Annotated in this window: 21 protein-coding genes; 4 read left to right on the top strand and 17 right to left on the bottom strand. The window is 61.5% G+C overall.

Features of this window, described 5'->3' with window-relative positions:
- The first annotated feature begins 45 nt into the window (after window positions 1–45).
- A complete protein-coding gene (locus tag CFE47_RS21950; RefSeq protein WP_286840431.1) occupies window positions 46–1,008 on the top strand; it encodes a zinc-binding dehydrogenase in 963 nt (320 codons plus the stop codon).
- 145 nt (window positions 1,009–1,153) lie between these two features.
- Here CFE47_RS21950 and CFE47_RS21945 read toward each other — a convergent pair whose 3' ends face one another.
- From CFE47_RS21945 to CFE47_RS21920, 6 genes are all read right to left on the bottom strand, one after another.
- The gene (locus tag CFE47_RS21945) at window positions 1,154–1,807 is read right to left on the bottom strand and encodes an HAD family hydrolase (protein ID WP_286840430.1); all 654 of its coding nucleotides are present in this window, start codon (window positions 1,805–1,807) and stop codon (window positions 1,154–1,156) included.
- Between the two features lie 29 nt (window positions 1,808–1,836).
- The gene (locus CFE47_RS21940; protein ID WP_286840428.1) at window positions 1,837–2,826 is read right to left on the bottom strand and encodes an ABC transporter ATP-binding protein; all 990 of its coding nucleotides are present in this window, start codon (window positions 2,824–2,826) and stop codon (window positions 1,837–1,839) included.
- A complete protein-coding gene (locus CFE47_RS21935) occupies window positions 2,823–3,623 on the bottom strand; it encodes an ABC transporter permease (RefSeq protein WP_286840426.1) in 801 nt (266 codons plus the stop codon). The genes CFE47_RS21940 and CFE47_RS21935 overlap by 4 nt, the downstream gene beginning before the upstream one ends.
- Window positions 3,610–4,446 carry an ABC transporter permease gene (locus tag CFE47_RS21930; protein WP_502695496.1) on the bottom strand — a complete coding sequence of 279 codons (837 nt, stop codon included), beginning with the start codon at window positions 4,444–4,446 and terminating at the stop codon, window positions 3,610–3,612. The genes CFE47_RS21935 and CFE47_RS21930 overlap by 14 nt, the downstream gene beginning before the upstream one ends.
- On the bottom strand, window positions 4,443–5,249 hold the full coding sequence (locus CFE47_RS21925) for an alkaline phosphatase family protein (protein WP_286840423.1): 807 nt from the start codon (window positions 5,247–5,249) through the stop codon (window positions 4,443–4,445). Before CFE47_RS21925 ends, CFE47_RS21930 begins: the two co-directional genes overlap by 4 nt.
- A 179-nt stretch (window positions 5,250–5,428) precedes the next feature.
- Window positions 5,429–6,505, bottom strand: coding sequence for an ABC transporter substrate-binding protein (locus tag CFE47_RS21920; protein WP_185710616.1), 1,077 nt, complete (start codon window positions 6,503–6,505; stop codon window positions 5,429–5,431).
- A gap of 351 nt (window positions 6,506–6,856) precedes the next feature.
- Between CFE47_RS21920 and CFE47_RS21915 the strand changes: the two genes are divergently transcribed.
- Window positions 6,857–7,570: a UTRA domain-containing protein gene (locus tag CFE47_RS21915; RefSeq protein WP_185710617.1), complete on the top strand. Its 714-nt coding sequence runs from the start codon at window positions 6,857–6,859 to the stop codon at window positions 7,568–7,570.
- A gap of 4 nt (window positions 7,571–7,574) precedes the next feature.
- Here the strand turns inward: CFE47_RS21915 and CFE47_RS21910 are convergent, their stop codons facing one another.
- Genes CFE47_RS21910 through CFE47_RS21875 form a run of 8 tightly spaced genes read right to left on the bottom strand, consistent with a single transcriptional unit; the run spans window position 7,575 to window position 13,728 of the window.
- Window positions 7,575–8,528 (bottom strand): metal ABC transporter substrate-binding protein, encoded by a 954-nt coding sequence (locus CFE47_RS21910; RefSeq protein ID WP_286840420.1) that lies wholly within the window; start codon window positions 8,526–8,528, stop codon window positions 7,575–7,577.
- Entirely contained in the window at window positions 8,528–9,427 is a 900-nt protein-coding gene (locus tag CFE47_RS21905; RefSeq protein ID WP_286840419.1) for a metal ABC transporter permease, read from the bottom strand. The genes CFE47_RS21910 and CFE47_RS21905 overlap by 1 nt, the downstream gene beginning before the upstream one ends.
- Window positions 9,424–10,170 carry a metal ABC transporter ATP-binding protein gene (locus CFE47_RS21900; protein ID WP_286840417.1) on the bottom strand — a complete coding sequence of 249 codons (747 nt, stop codon included), beginning with the start codon at window positions 10,168–10,170 and terminating at the stop codon, window positions 9,424–9,426. Before CFE47_RS21900 ends, CFE47_RS21905 begins: the two co-directional genes overlap by 4 nt.
- A complete protein-coding gene (locus tag CFE47_RS21895) occupies window positions 10,167–11,087 on the bottom strand; it encodes a metal ABC transporter substrate-binding protein (RefSeq protein WP_286840415.1) in 921 nt (306 codons plus the stop codon). Before CFE47_RS21895 ends, CFE47_RS21900 begins: the two co-directional genes overlap by 4 nt.
- A gap of 19 nt (window positions 11,088–11,106) precedes the next feature.
- Window positions 11,107–11,667 carry a DUF6162 family protein gene (locus tag CFE47_RS21890; RefSeq protein WP_286840413.1) on the bottom strand — a complete coding sequence of 187 codons (561 nt, stop codon included), beginning with the start codon at window positions 11,665–11,667 and terminating at the stop codon, window positions 11,107–11,109.
- The gene (locus CFE47_RS21885) at window positions 11,664–11,993 is read right to left on the bottom strand and encodes a hypothetical protein (protein WP_286840411.1); all 330 of its coding nucleotides are present in this window, start codon (window positions 11,991–11,993) and stop codon (window positions 11,664–11,666) included. Before CFE47_RS21885 ends, CFE47_RS21890 begins: the two co-directional genes overlap by 4 nt.
- Complete coding sequence (locus CFE47_RS21880; protein ID WP_286840409.1) at window positions 11,990–12,529, bottom strand: PA2404 family protein; 540 nt, start codon at window positions 12,527–12,529, stop codon at window positions 11,990–11,992. Before CFE47_RS21880 ends, CFE47_RS21885 begins: the two co-directional genes overlap by 4 nt.
- Window positions 12,526–13,728: a PepSY-associated TM helix domain-containing protein gene (locus CFE47_RS21875; RefSeq protein WP_286840408.1), complete on the bottom strand. Its 1,203-nt coding sequence runs from the start codon at window positions 13,726–13,728 to the stop codon at window positions 12,526–12,528. The genes CFE47_RS21880 and CFE47_RS21875 overlap by 4 nt, the downstream gene beginning before the upstream one ends.
- Before the next feature lie 274 nt (window positions 13,729–14,002).
- Between CFE47_RS21875 and leuC the strand changes: the two genes are divergently transcribed.
- Together leuC and leuD are read left to right on the top strand one after the other, a co-directional pair.
- Window positions 14,003–15,436 (top strand): 3-isopropylmalate dehydratase large subunit, encoded by a 1,434-nt coding sequence (leuC, locus tag CFE47_RS21870; protein ID WP_286840406.1) that lies wholly within the window; start codon window positions 14,003–14,005, stop codon window positions 15,434–15,436.
- The gene (leuD, locus tag CFE47_RS21865) at window positions 15,433–16,047 is read left to right on the top strand and encodes a 3-isopropylmalate dehydratase small subunit (protein WP_286840405.1); all 615 of its coding nucleotides are present in this window, start codon (window positions 15,433–15,435) and stop codon (window positions 16,045–16,047) included. The genes leuC and leuD overlap by 4 nt, the downstream gene beginning before the upstream one ends.
- Window positions 16,048–16,184: 137 nt before the next feature.
- Here the strand turns inward: leuD and CFE47_RS21860 are convergent, their stop codons facing one another.
- From CFE47_RS21860 to CFE47_RS21850, 3 genes are all read right to left on the bottom strand, one after another.
- Entirely contained in the window at window positions 16,185–17,099 is a 915-nt protein-coding gene (locus CFE47_RS21860; protein ID WP_286840404.1) for a LysR substrate-binding domain-containing protein, read from the bottom strand.
- A gap of 78 nt (window positions 17,100–17,177) precedes the next feature.
- A complete protein-coding gene (gene dctA / locus CFE47_RS21855) occupies window positions 17,178–18,482 on the bottom strand; it encodes a C4-dicarboxylate transporter DctA (RefSeq protein ID WP_286840403.1) in 1,305 nt (434 codons plus the stop codon).
- 110 nt (window positions 18,483–18,592) lie between these two features.
- A complete protein-coding gene (locus tag CFE47_RS21850) occupies window positions 18,593–19,468 on the bottom strand; it encodes an alpha/beta fold hydrolase (protein ID WP_286840402.1) in 876 nt (291 codons plus the stop codon).
- Window positions 19,469–19,614: the final 146 nt, after the last annotated feature.

The following is a 19,614-nucleotide window of genomic DNA, read 5'->3' as shown; positions in this document are numbered from 1 at the left end:
GGCGATACAGCTACGGGCTCAGTCCAGACTCACTATGGAGGCACTGTGAAAGCATTGCAAGGCGTTGAAGGTCATGTGGAGTGGTTGGATGAAGCAAGTCCTACATGCGATGTAGGCCAAGTTCGTATTCGTGTGGCGGCGGCGGGCCTCAATCGGGCCGATTTATTGCAGCGAGCGGGCCTTTATCCGCCGCCACCGGGCGCCAGCCATGTGCTGGGCCTGGAGTGTTCCGGGGTGATCAGCGAGGTCGGGCCAGGCTCATCGTGGCAAGTGGGCGACCGTGTTTGCGCGCTGCTGGCCGGCGGCGGTATGGCCGAAGAAGTGGTGGTGGATGCGCGCCATGTGCTGCCGGTACCCGAAGGCTTGTCGCTGATCGAAGCGGCGGCGCTGCCTGAGGTGTACAGCACGGCGTGGCTGAATCTGTTCCAGTTGGCGGGCCTCAAACCCGGTGAGAAAGTGTTGCTGCATGCCGGCGCCAGTGGCGTGGGTTCGGCCGCAATCCAGCTGTGCAAGGCGTTTGGCAGCCCCTGCTGGGTCAGCGTGGGCTCGGCGGAGCGCCTGGCGTACTGCGAAGACTTGGGCGCCCAGGGCGGCGTGGTACGTACCGACGGCATCGAGGCACTGCGGGACTTTGGGCCGTTCGATGTGATTCTCGACCCGGTGGGCGGTGACTATGCGGCCCTGGACCTCAAACTGCTGGCCCTGGATGGTCGTTGGGTGTTGATTGGCTTGATGGGAGGGCGTGAAGCCAAGCTGGACCTGGCTCAAGTGCTCGGCAAGCGTGTGCAGCTGCTGGGCTCGACCCTGCGCAGTCGCAGTGATCAGTTCAAGGCCGACCTGTTCAGCGATCTGAGCCAGCACGTATGGCCGTTGTTTGTTGAGGGGCGGCTGAGCCCGCAATTGGCCAAGACCTTTGCGATCAAGGATGCCGAGGCGGCGTTTGCCGAGCTGGCGACCAATCAAATTTCCGGGAAGCTTGTTTTGGTGATCGACGAAAGCCTGACCTGATTTCAGCTTGAAATACGATCTAACTGTGGGAGCTGGCTTGCCTGCGATAGCGGTGTATCAGTGAAGAATTCTTCATCTGACACACCGCTATCGCAGGCAAGCCAGCTCCCACAGTTGATTGGGTTTTCAGGTCAGTAGTGTGCAATCAGGCCCACTGGTGAATCGGCCATCCCGCCTGTTCGGCATGCGCCCGCAGCACTGGGTCCGGGTTTACCACCTGCGGGAATTCCACCTTGCTCAGCAACGGCAGATCATTACGCGAATCCGAATAGAAGTACGCCCCCTCCAACGTCTCGCCTTCCTGCTCCAACCACTCCAGCAGGCGCGTGATCTTGCCTTCGCGGTAGGTCAGTACGCCGACGGTACGCCCGCTGTACACGCCATGGCTGACTTCCAGCTCGATCCCCAACACTTCATCAATACCGATGCGTGCCGCAATCGGCTTGACCAAATGCGTGCCGGACGCCGAGATCACCAGGATCCGGTCGCCATTGGCCCGGTGACGCGCGATGGTCTTGGTGGCGTCGCTGTAGATCAACGGCTCGATCACATCCTCGACCCACGGCTCCACCAGGTGTTCGATTTCCGCCGGTGTACGGCCAATCATCGGTTCCAGGCTGAAGTCCATGAAGTCTTCCATCTTCAGTTGGCCCTGGCTGTAGGCGTGCATCAGTTCATGGTTCTTGCGCATGAACGACTCAGCGTCGACCCAGCCCAGGCGGCCCATCTGCTCGCTCCACAAGGTGGCGCAGTCGCCGTGGATCAGGGTGTCGTCCAAATCAAAAATTACCAATGCCATCGGTCATGCTCTCTCAATAAAACGTTGCATCAGGCTACTTCACACAGGGCGCTTGGGTCGATGGAAAGTGCCAGGCGTTGCCCCTCCGGGTACAGATCGTCGGCCGAGCGGTTGAGCACGTCCACCACCAACTCCACGCCGCGCGCTTCGATGCGGTAGCGAATCACGTTGCCCAGCAAGCTGTGGCTGCGCACCAGGGCGTCCAGTTCACCGTGGCGGCTCAACTCAATGGCTTCTGGGCGAATGGCGATGCGGCTGCTGATCGGGCGTTGCAGCAGTTGAGTGGCCTTGTCGGCGTCCAGCAGGTTGTAGTTGCCGATAAAACCGGCGGCAAACACGTCCACCGGCGCGGTGTAGAGGGTCTCGGCGTCGCCGCTCTGCACGATCTTGCCCTGGTTCATCAGGAAGATGCGGTCGGACATGGTCAGGGCTTCTTCCTGGTCATGGGTCACGAAGATCGTGGTCAGCCCCAGTTCGCGCTGGATCTGGCGGATCTGTTCGCGCAGGTGTTTGCGAATCCGCGCATCCAGCGCCGACAACGGTTCATCCAGCAACAGCAGGCGTGGGCGGGTGACCAGGGAGCGGGCGAGGGCTACGCGCTGGCATTGGCCGCCGGACATCTGGTGCGGGTAACGGCTGGCCAGGTCCTTGAGTTCCACCAGTTGCAGCACTTCCTGCACACGCTTGTGGCTGTCGTCGCCGTTGACCTTCTGCATGCGCAGGCCGAACGCGACGTTCTGTTCCACGGTCATGTTGGGGAACAGGGCGTAGCTCTGGAACACCATACCGATGTTACGTTTCTGCGGGCTCAGTGGGACGATGTCTTGGCCATCCAGCAGAATTTTCCCACTGTCCACCGAGGTGAGCCCGGCGATACAGCGCAGCAAGGTCGACTTGCCGCAGCCGGAGGGGCCGAGCAGGGTGACGAACTCGCCTTTGGCGATCTCGCAGTTGATATCGCTGAACACCGGGGTGCCGGCGTAGCCTTTTTGCAGGTGTTGGACGCTGACGAAGCTCATTGGCTTTTGTCCTTGTTCAAGATATTGGCGGCCCAGGTCAGCACCAGCACAAATAAGAAGTAGGAAATCACGACGGCACTGGTGAAGTGGCCACTGCTGTTACGCATGTTGTTGAGGTACACCTGCAGGGTTTCGTAGCGGGTGCCCACGAGGATATTGGCAAAGACGAATTCACCGAACAGGAACGAGAACGACAGCAGCAGCGCAACCATCAGGCCTTTGCGCAGGTTTGGCAGCACCACCAGGATCGCCGCCTGCCAGGTGCTGGCGCCGAGCAGTTGGGAGGCGTCCATCAGGTCGCGCAGGTTGATGGCTTGCAGGTTGTTGGTGATCGCCCGGTACATGAACGGCAGCGCCACGGTGAAGTAGCAACCGATCAGAATCCACGGCGTGCCCACCATCGCCATCGGCCCGGAGCCGTAGAGCTGCAGCAGGCCTACCGAAGACACCACCGGCGGCACCGCAAAGGGCAGCAGGATCAGGATGTTCATCAGCGCATCGAGCTTGGGGAAGTGGTAATGCACCACGAACAACAGCGGCAAGATCAGCACCACCGACAGGATCAACGCGCCCACACACACCAGCAACGACTGCCCGAAGGCCATCAAGAAGCGCGGGTCGCTCCACAACTGCACGTACCACTTCACGGTAAAACCTGCGGGCAGGATGGTCGCCGACCAACTGCTGGCAATCGAGTAGACAAAGGTGCCCACCAAAGGCAGTACCAGGATCGCAAACAACACCCACACCACTACCCGATGGTAGAGCGAGGCCGGGCCGGCTTCAGCGCGAGACATGGTAGCTCCTCTTGAGCAGCAGTTGATGGACCACAGTGACCACCGTCATCAGTGCCACCAGCACCACGGCCAGGGCGCTGGCCATGTTCGGGTCGAGTGACACATCGCCGGAGACCAGGCCCGCGATGCGGATCGGCAGCACGTTGAAGTTGCCGGTAGTCAGTGCATACACCGTGGCGTAGGCGCCCAATGCGTTGGCCAGCAGGATCACGAAGGTACCCAGCAGCGCTGGCGTGAGCACCGGCAAGCCGATATGCCGCCAGAACTGCCAGCCGTTGGCGCCGAGCAAGGCGGCCGACTCGCGCCAGTCCTCGCGCAGCGCGTCAAAGGCGGGGTAGAGCAGCAGCACGCCGAGGGGAATCTGGAAATAGGTATAGAGGATGATCAGCCCGGTTTTGGAGTACAGGTTGAAGTCCTGGATGACCCCCGCCTGCTTGAGCATCAGGGTGATGCTGCCGTTGAATCCCAGCAGGATGATGAACGCGAACGCCAGGGGCACGCCGGAAAAGTTGCTGGTCATGTTGGCAAACGCGGTGACGAAATTGCGCAGTCGCGAATCCACCCTGCGCAGGGAGTAGCTGCCCAGCGTGGCGATGATGATGCCGAAGACGCTGGAGTAGAAGCTGATCTCCAGGCTGAACTGGATGGCTTGCAGGTAGAACTTCGAGCTGAAGATACGCGTGAAGTTTTCCAGGCCCCAGCCGGCTTCTTCGGTTTGCAGGCTGTTGATCAGCACCCACACCAGCGGGGCAATTTCGAACACGATAAAGAACAACGCAAACGGCACCAGACACAGCAGCGCCAGCCATCTACCACGGGTCATTTCAACAGCTCCCGGCATACAGGTTTGTCGTGGGGCACGCCCAGCAGTTCACAGACGGTGCCGCACAGCTCGGTCTGTTTGGGGGTGGCCTTGGCATCCAGGCTGAAGGCATCGCCCAGGACGAACAGCGGGACTTCGCGCTCTTCCGGTAGCAGCCCGTTGTGGGAGCGGTCGTTATTCATGCCGTGATCGGCGGTCACCAGCACCTGGTAGCCCGCGTCGAGCCAGCCTTGCAGGTAGTCGGCCAGGATGATGTCGGCCGAGCGTGCACTGTTGCGGTACTGCGGGGTGTCGAGGCCGTGCTTGTGGCCGGCGTCGTCGATGTTCATCGGGTGCACCACCAAAAAGTTCGGCGCGTGTTTGAGGCGCAGGCTTTCGGCGTCGGCGAACAGGTGGGAATCGGGGTAGTGGTCATTCCAGTAGAAATGCCCGTGCTGGATCGCCAGCGTCTTGTCGTCGGTATGACGATCGCGCGCGGCGAGAAAGGGCGTGCGGTTATACAACTCGCTCACCCAGTGGTAAGCCGCCGCCGCTGTGGTAAGGCCTGCGTCGGTGGCGTAATGGAAAATGCTGCGCTGGTTGGACAGGCGCGAGACATGGTTGTGCACGATGCCGCTCTGGATCGGCGGTACGCCGGTCAGGATGCATTCATACAGCGGACGGGACAGGGCGGGCAGTTCACATTCCAGTTTGTAGAGGGCTGCGCGTCCTGCGCCGACATAGGCCTGCAAGTGCCCCATGGCGTGTCGGGCAACCTCGAAGTTCAGGCCGTCGAGCACGACAAGGATGACATTGTGCTTCATGGGGGCTGGAGCTCCGCAACAGGTGGTTTGACTCAATTTCTCTGGCGCAACGGGATCAACATGTGGGAGCTGGCTTGCCTGCGATAGCGGTGTATCAGTCGACATAAATGCTCAATGCCAGACCGCTATCGCAGGCAAGCCAGCTCCCACACTGACTGCATTTCAGGCTATTGGCCCGCTTACTTCATCTCTACGATGACCTGCTCGTTCCACAACTGCGGCAGCTTCTTGGAAGTCGCTTCCCAGGCGTCGGCATCCTTGATCGGCTGCGGGTTGGCCTTGGTGTACTGCTCGCCCGGGATCAGGTTCTTGGCGATATCGGCCGGCAGTTTCAGGTCGGTTTCAGCGCGGATTGGACGCGCATTACCCTTGGCCAGGTTGAGTTGGCCGGCATCGCTGAAGATGTATTCGCGGGTCAGCTTGGCGGCGTTCGGGTGCTTGGCGTATTTGTTGATGATGGTGGTGTAGCCGGATTTCACCGAGCCATCCGATGGGATCAGCACCACGTAGTCATCCGGGTTGGCCATCTTGGCTTTGTAGCTCAAGCCGTTGAAGTCCCAGACCACGCCCACTTCGACTTCGCCTTTTTCCATGGTGGCGATGGTCGGGTTGGACAGCGACAGACGGCCTTGCTGGGCGATCTTGGTGAAGAACTGCAGGCCCGGGGCGATGTTTTTCTCGTCGCCCTTGTTGGCGATGGCTGCGGCCAGTACACCGTTGGCTGCCTGGGCTGCGGTGCTTACGTCACCGATGGAGACTTTGTATTTGCCCTTTTGCAGGTCAGCCCAGCTGGTGGGCACGTCGGAGCCGTGCAGCAGCTTCTTGTTGACGATAAACGCGATAGTGCCGGTGTAGGCCAATGCCCAGTGACCGTCCTTGTCTTTTGCCCAATCCGGCACCTGGGCCCAGGTGGACGGTTTGTAAGGCTGGGTCACTTCCTGCTTCACCGCAATCGGACCGAATGCCGCGCCGACGTCGCCGATATCGGCGCTGGCGTTGTCTTTTTCGGCTTTGAACTTGGCGATTTCCTGGGCCGAGCTCATGTCGGTGTCAATGTGCTTGAGGCCATAGGTCTTGGCCAGGTCTTCCCAGGTGCCTTTCCAGTTGGCCCAGTCATCGGGCATGCCGACGCTGTTCACAGCGCCTTCTGCCTTTGCGGCAGCTTCCAGGGTTTTTAGATCGGTATCAGCGGCCATGGCGGCGGTGCACATGGCAATGGTCGAGCCTAACAGTGATGCCAGGAAAAGCTGTTTCATCCGAAGCTCCTTTGGGCGTTATCAACGCTGCGTTTTTATGAACGATTGCGGTGGTGTTGGTCTAGGTCAGCAATACCTGAGCCAATCTAGGCTCGATGGATGACAGTTTCATGTCGATGTCGTTTTTAAATCGCGGATGTCGCACATCGCAGAGTGAGCGTAGACCATGCTCAAGTGCCCGTAATGGTTGGACTTGGCCGATGTATTGCAGGGTGTGCTAGCAGCGGGCGACATGGACTGTCATCTGTCGGTCATCTGCAATGCCTAGGCTGGCAAGCAGCAGTAGTAGCCCGTTTACGGAGCGGTTTATGCACCTGAACAGTGCTGGTCTAGTCCAGATAGGTAACATTGATGCGTGATGAGGCAATCAAGGCGGTGACATCCATTGGCTTGGCGCTGCAAGAGCAGATCGACCACGGCCTGTTGCCGCCTGCAAGCAAACTGCCCGCCGAGCGCAAGCTCAGCGAGTTGTTTGGTACCACTCGAATTACCGTGCGGGAAGCCTTGTTACAACTGGAAGCCCAAGGGCAGATTTACCGGGAAGAACGCCGTGGCTGGTTTGTCTCGCCGCCACGGCTGGCTTACAACTTGATGCAGCGCAGCCACTTTCACGCGATGGTCAGTGACCAGGGGCGAGTGCCGTCCACCGAAGTGATCTCGGCGCGGCTGCAACCAGCGTCGGCGGCGGTGTGTGCGTGGTTGCAACTGCCGGCATTGTCCAGCGTGATCCAGATCTGCCGGGGCCGGCGCATTGATGGGCGCTTGGTGTTGTATGTAGAGCACTACCTGAACCCGCAGTACTTTCCGGGGATTCTGGACTGCGACCTGAACCAGTCGATGACCGAGCTGTACGCCCGCAAGTACGACTTGCACTACGGGCGTGTGCGCTTTGAGATTGTGCCGACATCATTGCCGGTAGAGGCCGCCGCCGCGTTGCGCGTGTCGTCGGGCAGCCCGGGCTTGCGCATTGCCCGGGTCAACTATGACCAGCATCAACGCTTGATCGACTGCGACCTGGAATTCTGGCGGCATGATGCGATCCACGTGGGTGTGGACGTGGTGTGATGTATCACGGGGTGAGCGTCTTGATCACCTGATCCACATTGGTTTCCAGCTCGGCTACCGGGTCCGCGCTGTCGACGTTCAGCACCAGCAACTGCGAACCGCCTGCGGTTACCGCCGCTTTCACGGCTTCGCTCGGCTGGCGGTGATGCAGCACTACGGCCACATCGTTGTCCTTCAACTGCGCGCTGAGTTTTTGCAAATCCTCAGCCGTCCAATCAGCATCGGGCCGTGCATCGGTGCCGACCACTTCCAGGTTCAAGCTGCTGACCAGGTAGGCGAAGTGATCGCTCAGGCTGACCACCGTGAGGTTATCCGCTTTGGCCAGCCGCGCCTCGCTGTCGGCGGTGAGCTTGAGCAGGCGCTGTTTGAGCGCGGCGAGGTTGGCGTCGATCTTCGGCTTGGCGCTGGGTGCCAGGCGGCTCAGGTCGGCGGCCAGCACATCGGCCATGCGCCCCAGGTTGTTGCTTGATTGCCACGGTTGGCTGTTCAAACCATCGGTGACGCCTGGTTGCACGGCGATGCCCGGCAACCCCCCGTCCACCGGGCGTGCCGCGTCAACTTCGACGATGCGGATGTTGCTGCGTCGCGCCACCGGGTACAGCGGGTCATCCGCCCACAGCGAGCGCAGGCCGATGGCGGCATCGGCCTCCACGGCCAGCTTGCTGAGGGCTGGTGCGCCACGGCCAGTGAAGTACGACACCTGCCGCGAGCCGGGCAGATTCGCCGGTGCCGCGCGTTCAAGTTGTACATCGCTGCCTTTGAGCAGCACTTCGGCCAGGCCATACGTGATCGGCAGCGAGGCCAGCACTTTCACCGGTTTTTTGGTTTTGGTCAGGGCGGCATGGCCAAGGCCTTGGTTGACTTTGAAGTCCTTGGGCTCGAAGCCATCCACAGCCAGCGCCGAGGTGCTGATCAAACAAGCGATGGCCAAGGCCAGTGGGCGAAAGACAGGGCGCATTATCCAAGATTCCCTTTGAGGCTGGGCACGATGCCGCGCGCAATGGCGGCGAGGGCGAAGGCGATACCGGCCATCAGGATGATCGCGGCACCGGATGGGATAGGCAGGTCGAAGATGATAGGCAGCAGGATCCCGCACAAGGTGCTGACGGTGGCAATCGCCACCGACACCCAGAAAAACCCTTTGAGCGACTGGCTCAACAGGCGTGCCGCCGCCGCTGGGATCACCAGCAATGCGCCCACCAGGATCGCGCCGATCACCTTGACCGCTGCGACGGTGATCAGCGTCACCAGGATCACGAACAGGTAATCCAGGGTCTTCACCGCCACACCGCGCACCGCCGCCAACTGCGGGTTGAAGCTGGCGAGCATGATGCGGTTGTACAGCGGCAAGGCCAGGGCCATGACCAGCGTGCCGACAATCGCCAGCACCAGCAGGTCATTGCCGTTGACCGTCAGCACCGAACCGAACAACACGTTTTCCAGGATATGCACGTTGATCTTGCCCGCCAGGATCAGCAGCAGGCTCGCCCCCAGTGCCAGGGACACCGAGAGGAACACACCGATCAAGGTATCCGGCGCCAGTCCCGTGCGGTTGCGCAAGTAATTGAGTAGGATGCCGAACAGCAGGCAGTAGCCGAACAGCGCGCCGTACGGCCCGGTGTAGGGTTCGCCCAGCAGAATGCCCACGGCCACACCGGTCAGTGCGGCATGGCCGACCGCTTCGGAGAAAAACGCAAAGCGCTTGACCACCACCAACGTGCCCAGGCCGCCCAGCACCGGGCCGATCAGCAGGCCGGCGAGCAGGGCGTTGACCACAAAGCCATAGGCCAGCGCTTCCGGCAGATAACCGGAAGAGGCCCAGCCCTGGACCATCAAGCGAAAAGCTTCATAACTCATTGCGCCGCGCTCCGAGGGTGGGTGGAGAACAGGGTCAGCAGGCGGTCCGGGGTCAGCGCCTCCTTTGGCGTGGCGTCGAACAGCACGCGGCGGTTGAGGCCGGTGACACGGTCGGCCAGGCGGCCCACGGCTTCCAGGTCGTGTTCGATCCACAGCACGGTAATTCCCGCCAGGCGCCAGTCATTGAGCAGGCGTTCGAACACCTGGATGCCGGCTTCGTCGAGGGCCGACATCGGTTCATCCAAGACCAGCAGTTGCGGTGCCGGGATCAGGCCCTGGGCCAGCAGCACGCGCTGGCGTTCACCACCCGACAGCGCGCCCATGCGCCGCTTGCGTTTGTCCTGCATGCCAACCCGCTCAAGCGCGTCACCAATGGCACCGGCGTAATGTTTGGACAAACCGAGAAACGCCGGGCGCCGCTGGCACATCGCAGCCATGAAATCATCCACGGTCATTGGCAAGCCCCGGTCAAACTCCAAGGCCTGGGGCACATAGCCGATGATGCCTACGCTGCTCGGCCATTGCAGGCGCAGTTGCCCCTGGTGCGGTGTTTGTCCCAGCAGGGTCTTGATCAGCGAACTTTTGCCGCCGCCGTTGGGGCCGACCAACGCATGGATGCTGCCCGGCTCAACCTGGAAACTCACAGCCTCAAGGATCGCTGTGCGGCCCAGGGTCAGGGACACTTTGTCGAACTCGATCGTCGGGCCAATGCTGGCCACTTTCAGTTGTTCTGCAGCCGTCATGCCCCCGACTCCTGAATCGCCCGGACCACGGTGTTGAGGTTGCCGGTCATTTCCACTTCGTACTTCTCAGGGCTGTATTCGCCGTAGGAAATATGCGACAGCGGGTACAACTTGACCCCGGATTCTCGCTGGATGGTCTCGACGTAGGTGGACGGGAAATCCATCTCCGAGAAGATCACCTTCACATCCAGGGCGCGCAGTTCGTCGATGGTCTTTTTCAACTGGCTCGGGCTGGGCTCGATACCGTGGGCCGGTTCGACCACGGCCGTGACTTCCAGGCCGAATTCGCGCAGCAGGTAGTCGTAGGCCGCGTGCACGGTGGCCACGCGCAGGTCCGGGTTAGGTGCGCTGGTCAGCTTGGCCAGGGCGTCGGCGCGCATCTGGCGCAGGCGCTTGCCGTAGGCGCGAGCGTTCTGGGTGTAAGTCTTGGCATTGTCCGGGTCGAGCTTGCCCAGTTCGCGGGCGATGTTGTTGACCTGGGCAATCGACGCGCTGATCGACAGGAAGGTGTGCGGGTTGACCACCTTGCCCGCACCGCGCGCAGCGTTACCGGTGGCGGCCAGCAGTGGCACATTTTCGTTGGCTTCGATCACCGGAATATCCGGGCGCTCGCTGGTGGCGATCATGCGGTCGGCAAAGTCATCATGGCCGACGCCGTTGAGTACGATCACGTCCAGGCCGCCGATGCGCTTGATGTCATCGGCGCGCGGCTCGTAGGCGTGGGGGTTGAAACCGGCGGGAATCAGCGGCACGACGTCGGCTTTGTCACCGACGATATTCGTCACGTAGCTGTAGTAAGGGTGCAGGGTGATGCCGATACGCAGGCGTTTGGCTGCCTCGGCATGTGCAAAGGGGCTGAGCATCAGGCTGAACAGGCCAACCACTAACAGGCGCGACAGGGGCGATGAAATAGACATGGGCAATCGGTCTTCTCGTTCAGTGACGGTGCTGGCGGGTCACGCCGGCATCGAATTGCGTGACCACCTGTTGCCAGCCGGCTGCGATGAGCGCCTGGTCGGAGAGGTCGGAAGGGGCGGCCAGGTTGGCGCTGCGGTTGAGCCAAATATCGGGTTCGGCGCCGTGCACCCGCATCAGCAGCGAACCGCTGGTGCTGGGGGCCTGGCTCAAACCCAGATAGGCCGAAGGTTCCAGGGTCTGCCAGCGGTGATTGCCACGGCTCACCGAGCTGGCGTCCTGGGCGAACGGCGCAAAGCCTTCTTCGGCCAGTTGCTCGGGGGTTGGCAGAGTGCTGTGTTCCTGTTGCAACAACTGGATCTCATCGAGGGTCACCCGCAGGTCAGCGTAGATACCTTGCTCGGCGGCGCTGAGGTCGCGGCGGGCGTCCAACTGATGGCTGGGCACGGCGACGACCTCCTGGGTCTCACCGTGCAGCGCAATTACCGAGCCTGCCACCGCGAGGATGATCAGGCACAGCAGCAGGACGTAGAGGGTTTCGTGACCGGCACCTGCGGGGCGTACAACCTGTGTGGTACTCATTGCGGCTGGATGTCCGCTTGGTCGATTTCCACCACGTGGCCGGGGCCCGCATCGAACAGCACGTAGAACTCGGCGGCGGGCTTCTTGAAGGTCAGGGTCGAGTCCTGGCCAAGCTTGCCGGGCACCAGGATGGTTTCGTCGTAGCCGATCACGTCCAGGGTCACGCCGGGAGCGCCGCTGCCGTCGGAAAAACCGCCGGTGCACTGGATTTGCTCGCCGGCGATTTCCTTGCATTCGCACATCGGGTTGTGGGCCAGGGCGACGGTGCTGAAACCGGCATACATCAACAGGGCGCCGCAGGCGCGAGTCAGGCGCATCAAAGTCATGGTTTAACTCCTTGCTTGTTCAGCCAGGCAATAGTGGCAGGCGAGGCCTGGCTCAGCGGGATGGAACCCTGGTGCATGGTGCCGTCCCAGCCTTCCATGGTGACCCACAGTTCGGCGTCGGCAGGCGTGCGCTCCGGCACCGGCAGGGCAGCCCCCATGCGGTAAGGCGTGCCGAAGAAGATCACCCCGGCGGCCCGCAGGCTGCGGGGTTTGCCGATACGCAGGTAAGTGGCCTTGACCTGATCGGCGCAGGTGTCGCACAGGGCGGCGTTGAAGAATTTCATCGGGCCGGCCGGGTCGGGGGTTGGGCCTTCATTGCGAAACTCGGCGAGGGTCAGGCTCCAAGGGCCGACCTGCACTTGGCCGGCCACCCGTTCACCGATGCCGGTATCGCCGCGAAACAGTGCAGCATCGGCAAAGTACTTGGGCATGAACCCCAGCGGTATCAGCAACAGCAGGATATTGATGTGAAACCGCCATTTGAGCCAAAAGGCCCGCAGTGGCGTAGGCGGTGCAGCAGCGGCGACCTTGCTCATCGGGTGCCCTCCGTGGTTTCAGCCTGCAAGGCAGGGGTGGGGGCGGGTTCGCGGGGTGCCTTGTTGCTGCGTTTGAGCGCATTGAGGCTGGCCAGGGCGGTGCGTTTGGTCCAGATCAGCAGCCCACTCAATACCATCATGCTCAGGATCAGGCCGAAGAACGCCCAGATCAGTTTGATCCAGATGCCACCGAAGTCGCCGGTGTGCAGCGGACGCATGGACTCAGTGACGAACTCCAGGGCGGTGCGATCGGAGAGCATGTGCGAGACCGCGATTTCGCCGTCATACGGGTTGAGCTGCGCCGTTTGGAACATCAGCGGGTACCAGCCCCGGCCGCCAATCTGCAGGTGGCTGTAGGCATTGAGGGGCAGGGTCACGAAACTGGCCTCGAGCCCGGGAATGCGTTGGGTGGCAATTTCAATTGCCTCATCCAGACCGATCATCGGTGCCGGTACGCCAGGCGCCGACAGGGGGACTTTTTCCCGGGCAACCACCGGCACGACGGGCTCGCTGGAAATCGAAATCTGGTTATCCCCCAGGATCGCCTGGATCAGGAACCAAGTGCCGGTGATGGAGATCACGGCGATAAACCAGATCGACCAGATACCGCTCAGGCGGTGGAAGTCGCCCCAGAAAATCCGCGCGCCATGGCGAATGCGCAGGGTTGGCTTGAGAAAACCCTTCCAGAAACGCTTGTACACCACCAACCCGGTAACCAGCGAGGCCAGCATCGGCAGGCCCAACAGCGACACCAGGTACCAGCCCCAGCTGTAGCCATTGGTGAATGGCACTAGCCACCAGCCATGGAGGGCGCGGGTGAATTGCTGGAAGTCGAACGAGGGGCTGATGCCCTGGATGGCGCCAGTGTAAGGGCTGACATAGGCCGCCACTGCGCGCCCATCCGGGTAGGTGAGGCGTACGGTCAACGCGAAATGCGATTCGTCGGGCCGACTGATTGACCGCACGATCACTTTGGGGTCTTCGCGCTTGATGGCGTCGATCACCTGTTCAAAGCTCAGCGGTTCGGCATCCTCCGAGGGCTTGCTGGCCCGGATATCCGGGTTGGCCAGCCAGACGATTTCCTGGCTGACCACCGCCAGCGTGCCGGTGAAACAGACGATCAGTACAAAGAACCAGACGGGCAATGCCAGCCAGCTATGTACGAGAAACCAGAGTTTTGAGCGTGACTTCTTCGACATGTGAATGCGGGTCTTGATCGGAGGGGGGCAATGGAGGCCCGGAAAAGGCCGGTCGTAGCTTTTGCTGACGCGACGGGCTGTATCTAAGTTAAGACGGATGAGAATCGCAAAACCCTAACGCGGAGATGAAAGCAAATGTTTCAGGTTCACAGTTCCGCGATTTGGAAGCCCTGATCGAACACGAAACATGTTCCAAGCCATCACCCAAGCGCCATTGATGGCAGGGGACGTCTGCGTAGGATGGGGGCATACCGTTGAGTGAGCGCCTACAACAATGAACCCGCAGAAAATCCCCGCCAGAACCCTCTACGACAAGCACATCGATTCCCACACGGTGTGCACTCTGGATGACCAGGGGCATGTGCTTCTTTATATAGACCGCCAGGTGATCAACGAATACACCAGCCCGCAGGCGTTCAGTGGCTTGCGCGAGGCCGGCCGTGGCGTATGGCGCCCAGGCACGGCACTGGCGGTGGTTGATCATGTGAACCCCACCACCCCCAAGCGCATCGCTGCAATGCCCGACGCAGGCGGGGCGCGACAGGTGTCGTACCTGGCGGAGAACTGCCGGGACTTCGGCATCGAACTGCTGGATATCCTCGACAAGCGCCAAGGCATCGAACACGTGATTGCCCCGGAGCAGGGTTTTATCCTGCCGGGCATGGTGATCGCCGCCGGTGACAGCCACACCACCACCTACGGCGCTTTGGGCGCATTTGGGTTTGGCATCGGCACGTCGGAAATCGAACACCTGCTGGCTTCTCAGACCCTTGTGTATAGGCGCCTGAAAACCATGCGCGTGACGGTGCACGGTGTGTTGGCCCCAGGCCTCACGTCCAAGGACGTGATTATGGCGCTGATCGGCAAGATCGGCGCCTCGGGTGCCACCGGTTATGCCATCGAGTTTTGCGGTGCCACCATCGATGCGCTCAGCGTCGAGGCGCGCATGACCATCTGCAACATGGCGGTGGAGGCCGGTGCACGCGGCGCGTTCATGGCGCCGGATGACAAGGTCTTCGCCTACCTCAAAGGCAAACCCCGTGCACCCAAGGGCGAGTTGTGGGAGCAGGCGTTGCTGGGCTGGCGCCACTTGCATTCGGATGCCGGTGCGGTGTTCGACCAGGAAGTGCAGCTCGACGCGACGACCCTTGAACCTATGGTCACCTGGGGCACCAGCCCCGACCAGGCCGCCCCCATCGGCGCCCGCGTGCCCGACCCGCAAGACATCAGCGACCTGATCCTGCGCCAGGACATGCGCCGCGCCCTTACCTATATGGGCCTGGAAGCCGGCATGCCGCTGAGCGACATCGTCATCAGCCATGCGTTTATCGGCTCCTGCACCAACGCGCGCATCGAAGACTTGCGCGACGCGGCCAGCGTGGTGCGTGGCAAACACGTCGCCGAGCACGTGCGGGCGATGATCGTGCCGGGCTCCACCGAAGTCCGTGACCAGGCTGAGGCCGAAGGGCTGGCGGCGATCTTTATCGACGCAGGGTTTGAATGGCGCCAGTCGGGCTGCTCGATGTGCCTGGCGATGAACGACGACGTGCTGGCCCCCGGCGACCGCTGTGCCTCCAGCACCAACCGCAACTTCGAAGGCCGCCAGGGCGCAGGGGCACGCACCCACCTGATGAGCCCGGCCATGGTTGCCGCCGCCGCCATCACCGGCCGCCTGACTGACATCCGCCTTTTTGGAGAGCGCCCATGAGCCTGCAACCCTTCACCCTGGTCACCGGCAAAGCCGCACCGATGCTGGCAGCGAATATCGACACCGACGTGATCATGCCCAAGCAGTTTCTCAAGGGCATCGACCGCAACGGCCTGGACCGCGGGTTGTTCTTCGACCTGCGCTTTTTGCCCAACGGTGAACCCAACCCTGAATTCGTGCTGAACCAACCGGCGTGGCAGGGCGCTAGCTTTATGGTGGTGGGGTCGAACTTTGGTTGTGGCTCCAGTCGCGAGCATGCGGTGTGGGGCCTGAAACAGATGGGTATTCGCGCGCTGATCGGCAGCAGCTTTGCCGGGATTTTCTATGACAATTGCCAGCGCAATGGCGTGTTGTTGATTACGTTGGAAGAGGCGGTGTTGCAGAAACTGGGGCAGACCGTGGGCCAGCCGGAGCAGGCGCAGATCAGTGTGGACTTGCAAGCGCAGGAGATTGGTTTGGCGAATGGCGAGGTGATCCCTTTCCAGATCGACACCCTGCGCAAGACTGCGCTATTGCTGGGACTGGATGCGATTGGCAGCACGTTGCAGCGCAGTGAGCAGATCAAGGCGTTCGAGCGTCAGCACCTGCAAGCCAACCCCTGGCTCAGCTGACACTCCTCGGTTCAAAATGTGGGAGCTGGCTTGCCTGCGATAGCGGTGGGTAAGCTCCCTCAACCGTCACTGATATACCGCTATCGCAGGCAAGCCAGCTCCCACAGGGGATTGGATTCTCAAGTCTGGAGCGGAGGCTAGATCGACAGCCCCTTGAAATGCTCCTGCAAAAACTCCACACACGCCCGCAGCTTCCCGGAATACGCCAACCGTGTCGGGTACACCGCCCACACGTTGGCGCTCTGGGTGTAGTCGTGCAGTACCTGAACCAGCTTGCCTTGCTCCAGCAGTGGTTTCACATCCCACATCGAACGTAGTAACACGCCGCGCCCATCCAATGCCCACTGCAATACGATCTCGCCGTTGTTGGACGACAACGGTCCGCGTACCCGCACGCTTTCCTGAATGCCTTCGCGCTCCAGGTTCCAGATGCCAAACGCGTTGTCACGTTCCTTGATTACCAGGCAGTCGTGTTGCTCCAGGTCGCTCAGGTGTTGCGGCGCGCCCCGGCGCTGCAGATACGTGGGCGCGGCACACAACACTCGGCGGTTGCTCACCAACTGTCGACCGATGTGTTGGCCGGGGATGTCATCGCCCACACGGATCTCCAGGTCGAACCCTTCGCTGACGATATCCACCACGCGGTCGAACAGATCCAGGCGGATTTCCAGGTCCGGGTATTGTTCTGCCAGTAGCGACACGGCAGGCGCCACATGGTTGCGCCCGAAGCCGAAGCTGCTGCACAGGTGCAAGTGGCCGCGCGGGCTGTCGTGGGCATCGGTGAGCTCATCGGACAGTTGCTGGAAGTCTTCGAGGATGCGCACGGCCCAGCGCTGCACCCGTTCACCGTCTTCGGTGAGGGCGATGCGCCGGCTGGTGCGGTGCAGCAGGCGGGTGGCCAGGGTGGTTTCGAGGATCTGGATGCGCTTGCTGACATACGCTGGCGACAATCCCAGCTCATCGGCGGCCGCCGCGAAGCCGGCCTTGCGGATCACGGTCAAGAACACCCGCAGGTCTTCGGGTAGGGGCACGGTATCTTTCTTATGAGTCATCAGAAGCAGGGCTGGCGGTATGAACCGCCAGAATAGCACCGGATAGGCGCACCTTCCGGCGCGTCGGGTCTAAAGCGTTTATTCGGCTGCGACCTTCGCGGCCTGGGCGGCGCGTGCATGGCGGCCGCGCTTGAGGGCGATCGGTGCCATTTTTTCGCGGTCCAGTTCACCTTCCCAGGCGGCCACCACCAGCGCGGCTACGGCATTGCCGATGATGTTGGTCAACGAACGGCATTCAGCCATGAAGCGGTCCACACCCAGGATCAACACCATCGCCGCCACCGGCACCGTCGGCACCACTGCCAGGCTCGCGGCCAGCGCCACAAAGCCCGCACCGACCACCGCACCGGCACCTTTGGATGTCAGCATCGCCACCGCCAACAAGGTCAATTGCTGCTCCAGCGGCAGGTGGATATTGGTGGCCTGGGCCAGGAACAGCACCGCCAGGGTCATGTAGATGTTGGTGCCATCCAGGTTGAAGGTGTAGCCGGTCGGTACGACGATGCCCACTACACCTTTGGACGCGCCCAGGCTTTCCAGTTTCTGGATCAGTTGTGGCAGCGCCGATTCCGACGAACTGGTACCCAGCACGATCAGCAGCTCCGACTTGATATAGCCCATCAACTTGAAAATGCTGAAACCGGCATAGCGCGCGATGCTGCCCAGTACGACGGCCACAAAGAAAAATGCGGTGATGTAGAACGTGCCCACCAGTTTCAACAGCGGCAGCAACGAACCCACGCCGTACTTGCCGATGGTGAAGGCGATGGCCCCAAAGGCACCAATCGGCGCAACGCGGCTGATGATGCCGACGATACGGAAAAACACTTCGCTGGCCTGGTTGATCACCGCGACCAAGGGCCGACCCTTTTCCCCCACCATCACCAGACCCACGCCAAACAGCACGGATACAAACAGCACCGGCAGGATTTCACCCTTGGAGAATGCATCGAAAAACGTCGCGGGGATCACATGCAGCAGAAACCCAATGACGCCTTCGCCATGCTCGGCCTGGCCGACAAAACCTGCGATGGCCGAACTGTCGAGGGTTTTCACATCGATATTAAAGCCCACGCCCGGCTGCAACAGGTGAGCGGCGAGAAGGCCGATCAGCAGGGCGAGGGTGGAGACGATCTCGAAGTACAGCAGCGCCTTGCCGCCCACCCGGCCCACCTGCTTCACGTCGTGCATGCTGGTGATGCCAGACACCACCGTGCAGAAGATGATCGGGCCGATGATCATCTTGATCAGCTTGATAAACCCGTCGCCCAAAGGCTTGAGGTCGACGCCGATCTGTGGCCATTGATGGCCGATCAACACGCCCAGGGCGATAGCGATCAGCACTTGCACATACAGGGTTCCCAGCAGCTTTCTGATTGTCATTGTTATTATCTCGGTATGTTTCTGGGGGCAAAGCGAACCCGTCGCAGGCCATTGGCAGCCTGCGAGGCGGGTGTTTCAGGTCGTGGTGTTATTAAGTGTTGAGAGTGGGCTCAGCGCAGGAAGGCCAGCACTTCACCCAGCAATAACTCGGGGGCCTCTTCGGCGATGTAATGGCCAGCCGGCAGGGCCTTGCCGCGTACGTCGGTGGCGACTTTCTGCCATTCCTTGAGCGGTTCGAAACAGCGGCCGACAGTCCCTTCGGCGCCCCACATCACCAGCAGCGGCAAGTTCAAGTGGTGGTTGGCGTCGATGTCCGCCTGGTCGTGTTCCAGGTCGATGCCGGCGGCGGCGCGGTAGTCTTCGCAGATGCCCGTGGCGGCGCCTGGCAGTTTCAGGCAGCGCAGGTATTCGGCAAATGCCTCGTCGGTGAATGGCTTGAGCCCGGCGCTGCGGCTACCCATGACGCTGCGCAGGTACAACTCGGGGTTGCTTTCGATCAGAGCCTCCGGCAGCGGCGCCGGACGGATCAGGAAGAACCAGTGCCAGTACGCCCGGGCGAAGGCCTCATCGGTTTGCGCGTACATCGACAGGGTCGGGGCGATATCCAGCAGCACCATGCGTTGCACGGCGGTCGGGTGGTCCAGGGCCAGGCGGTGGGCCACGCGGGCGCCGCGGTCGTGGGCCAGCACCGAGAAGGTGTCGAAGCCCAACGCGTTCATCAGCTCGACGCCGTCTCGCGCCATTTCCCGCTTCGAGTAGTGAGTGTGATGGTCATTGGCCGGCGGCTTGCTGCTGTCGCCGTAGCCGCGCAGGTCGGCGGCGACCACGGTGAAGTGTTCGGCCAGCTGTTCGGCGATCTTGTGCCAGATCACGTGGGTTTGCGGGTGCCCGTGCAGCAACAGCAGGCCGGGGCCCGTGCCGCCTTTGCGATAGCTGATGCTGACGCCGTTGACGTGGCGCTGGTCTTTCTGGAAACCGGCGAACATGGAGTGGCTCCTTGTAATGAGTGCCTGCATCGTGGAATCACACGGCATTCGGGGCAAGGGGGAAAGCGTGGAGGGGGTGTTCATGAAGTGTGTAGCAGGGTGTTCAGGCTCGACAAATATCCAGTGTGGGAGCAGGCCAGCTCCCA

Source organism: Pseudomonas sp. PGPPP1, from assembly GCF_002255865.1.
GTDB classification, from domain to species: Bacteria; Pseudomonadota; Gammaproteobacteria; order Pseudomonadales; family Pseudomonadaceae; genus Aquipseudomonas; species Aquipseudomonas cremoris.
Note: the sequence above shows the minus strand (reverse complement) of the source record. Positions and strands in the feature narration are given on the sequence as shown.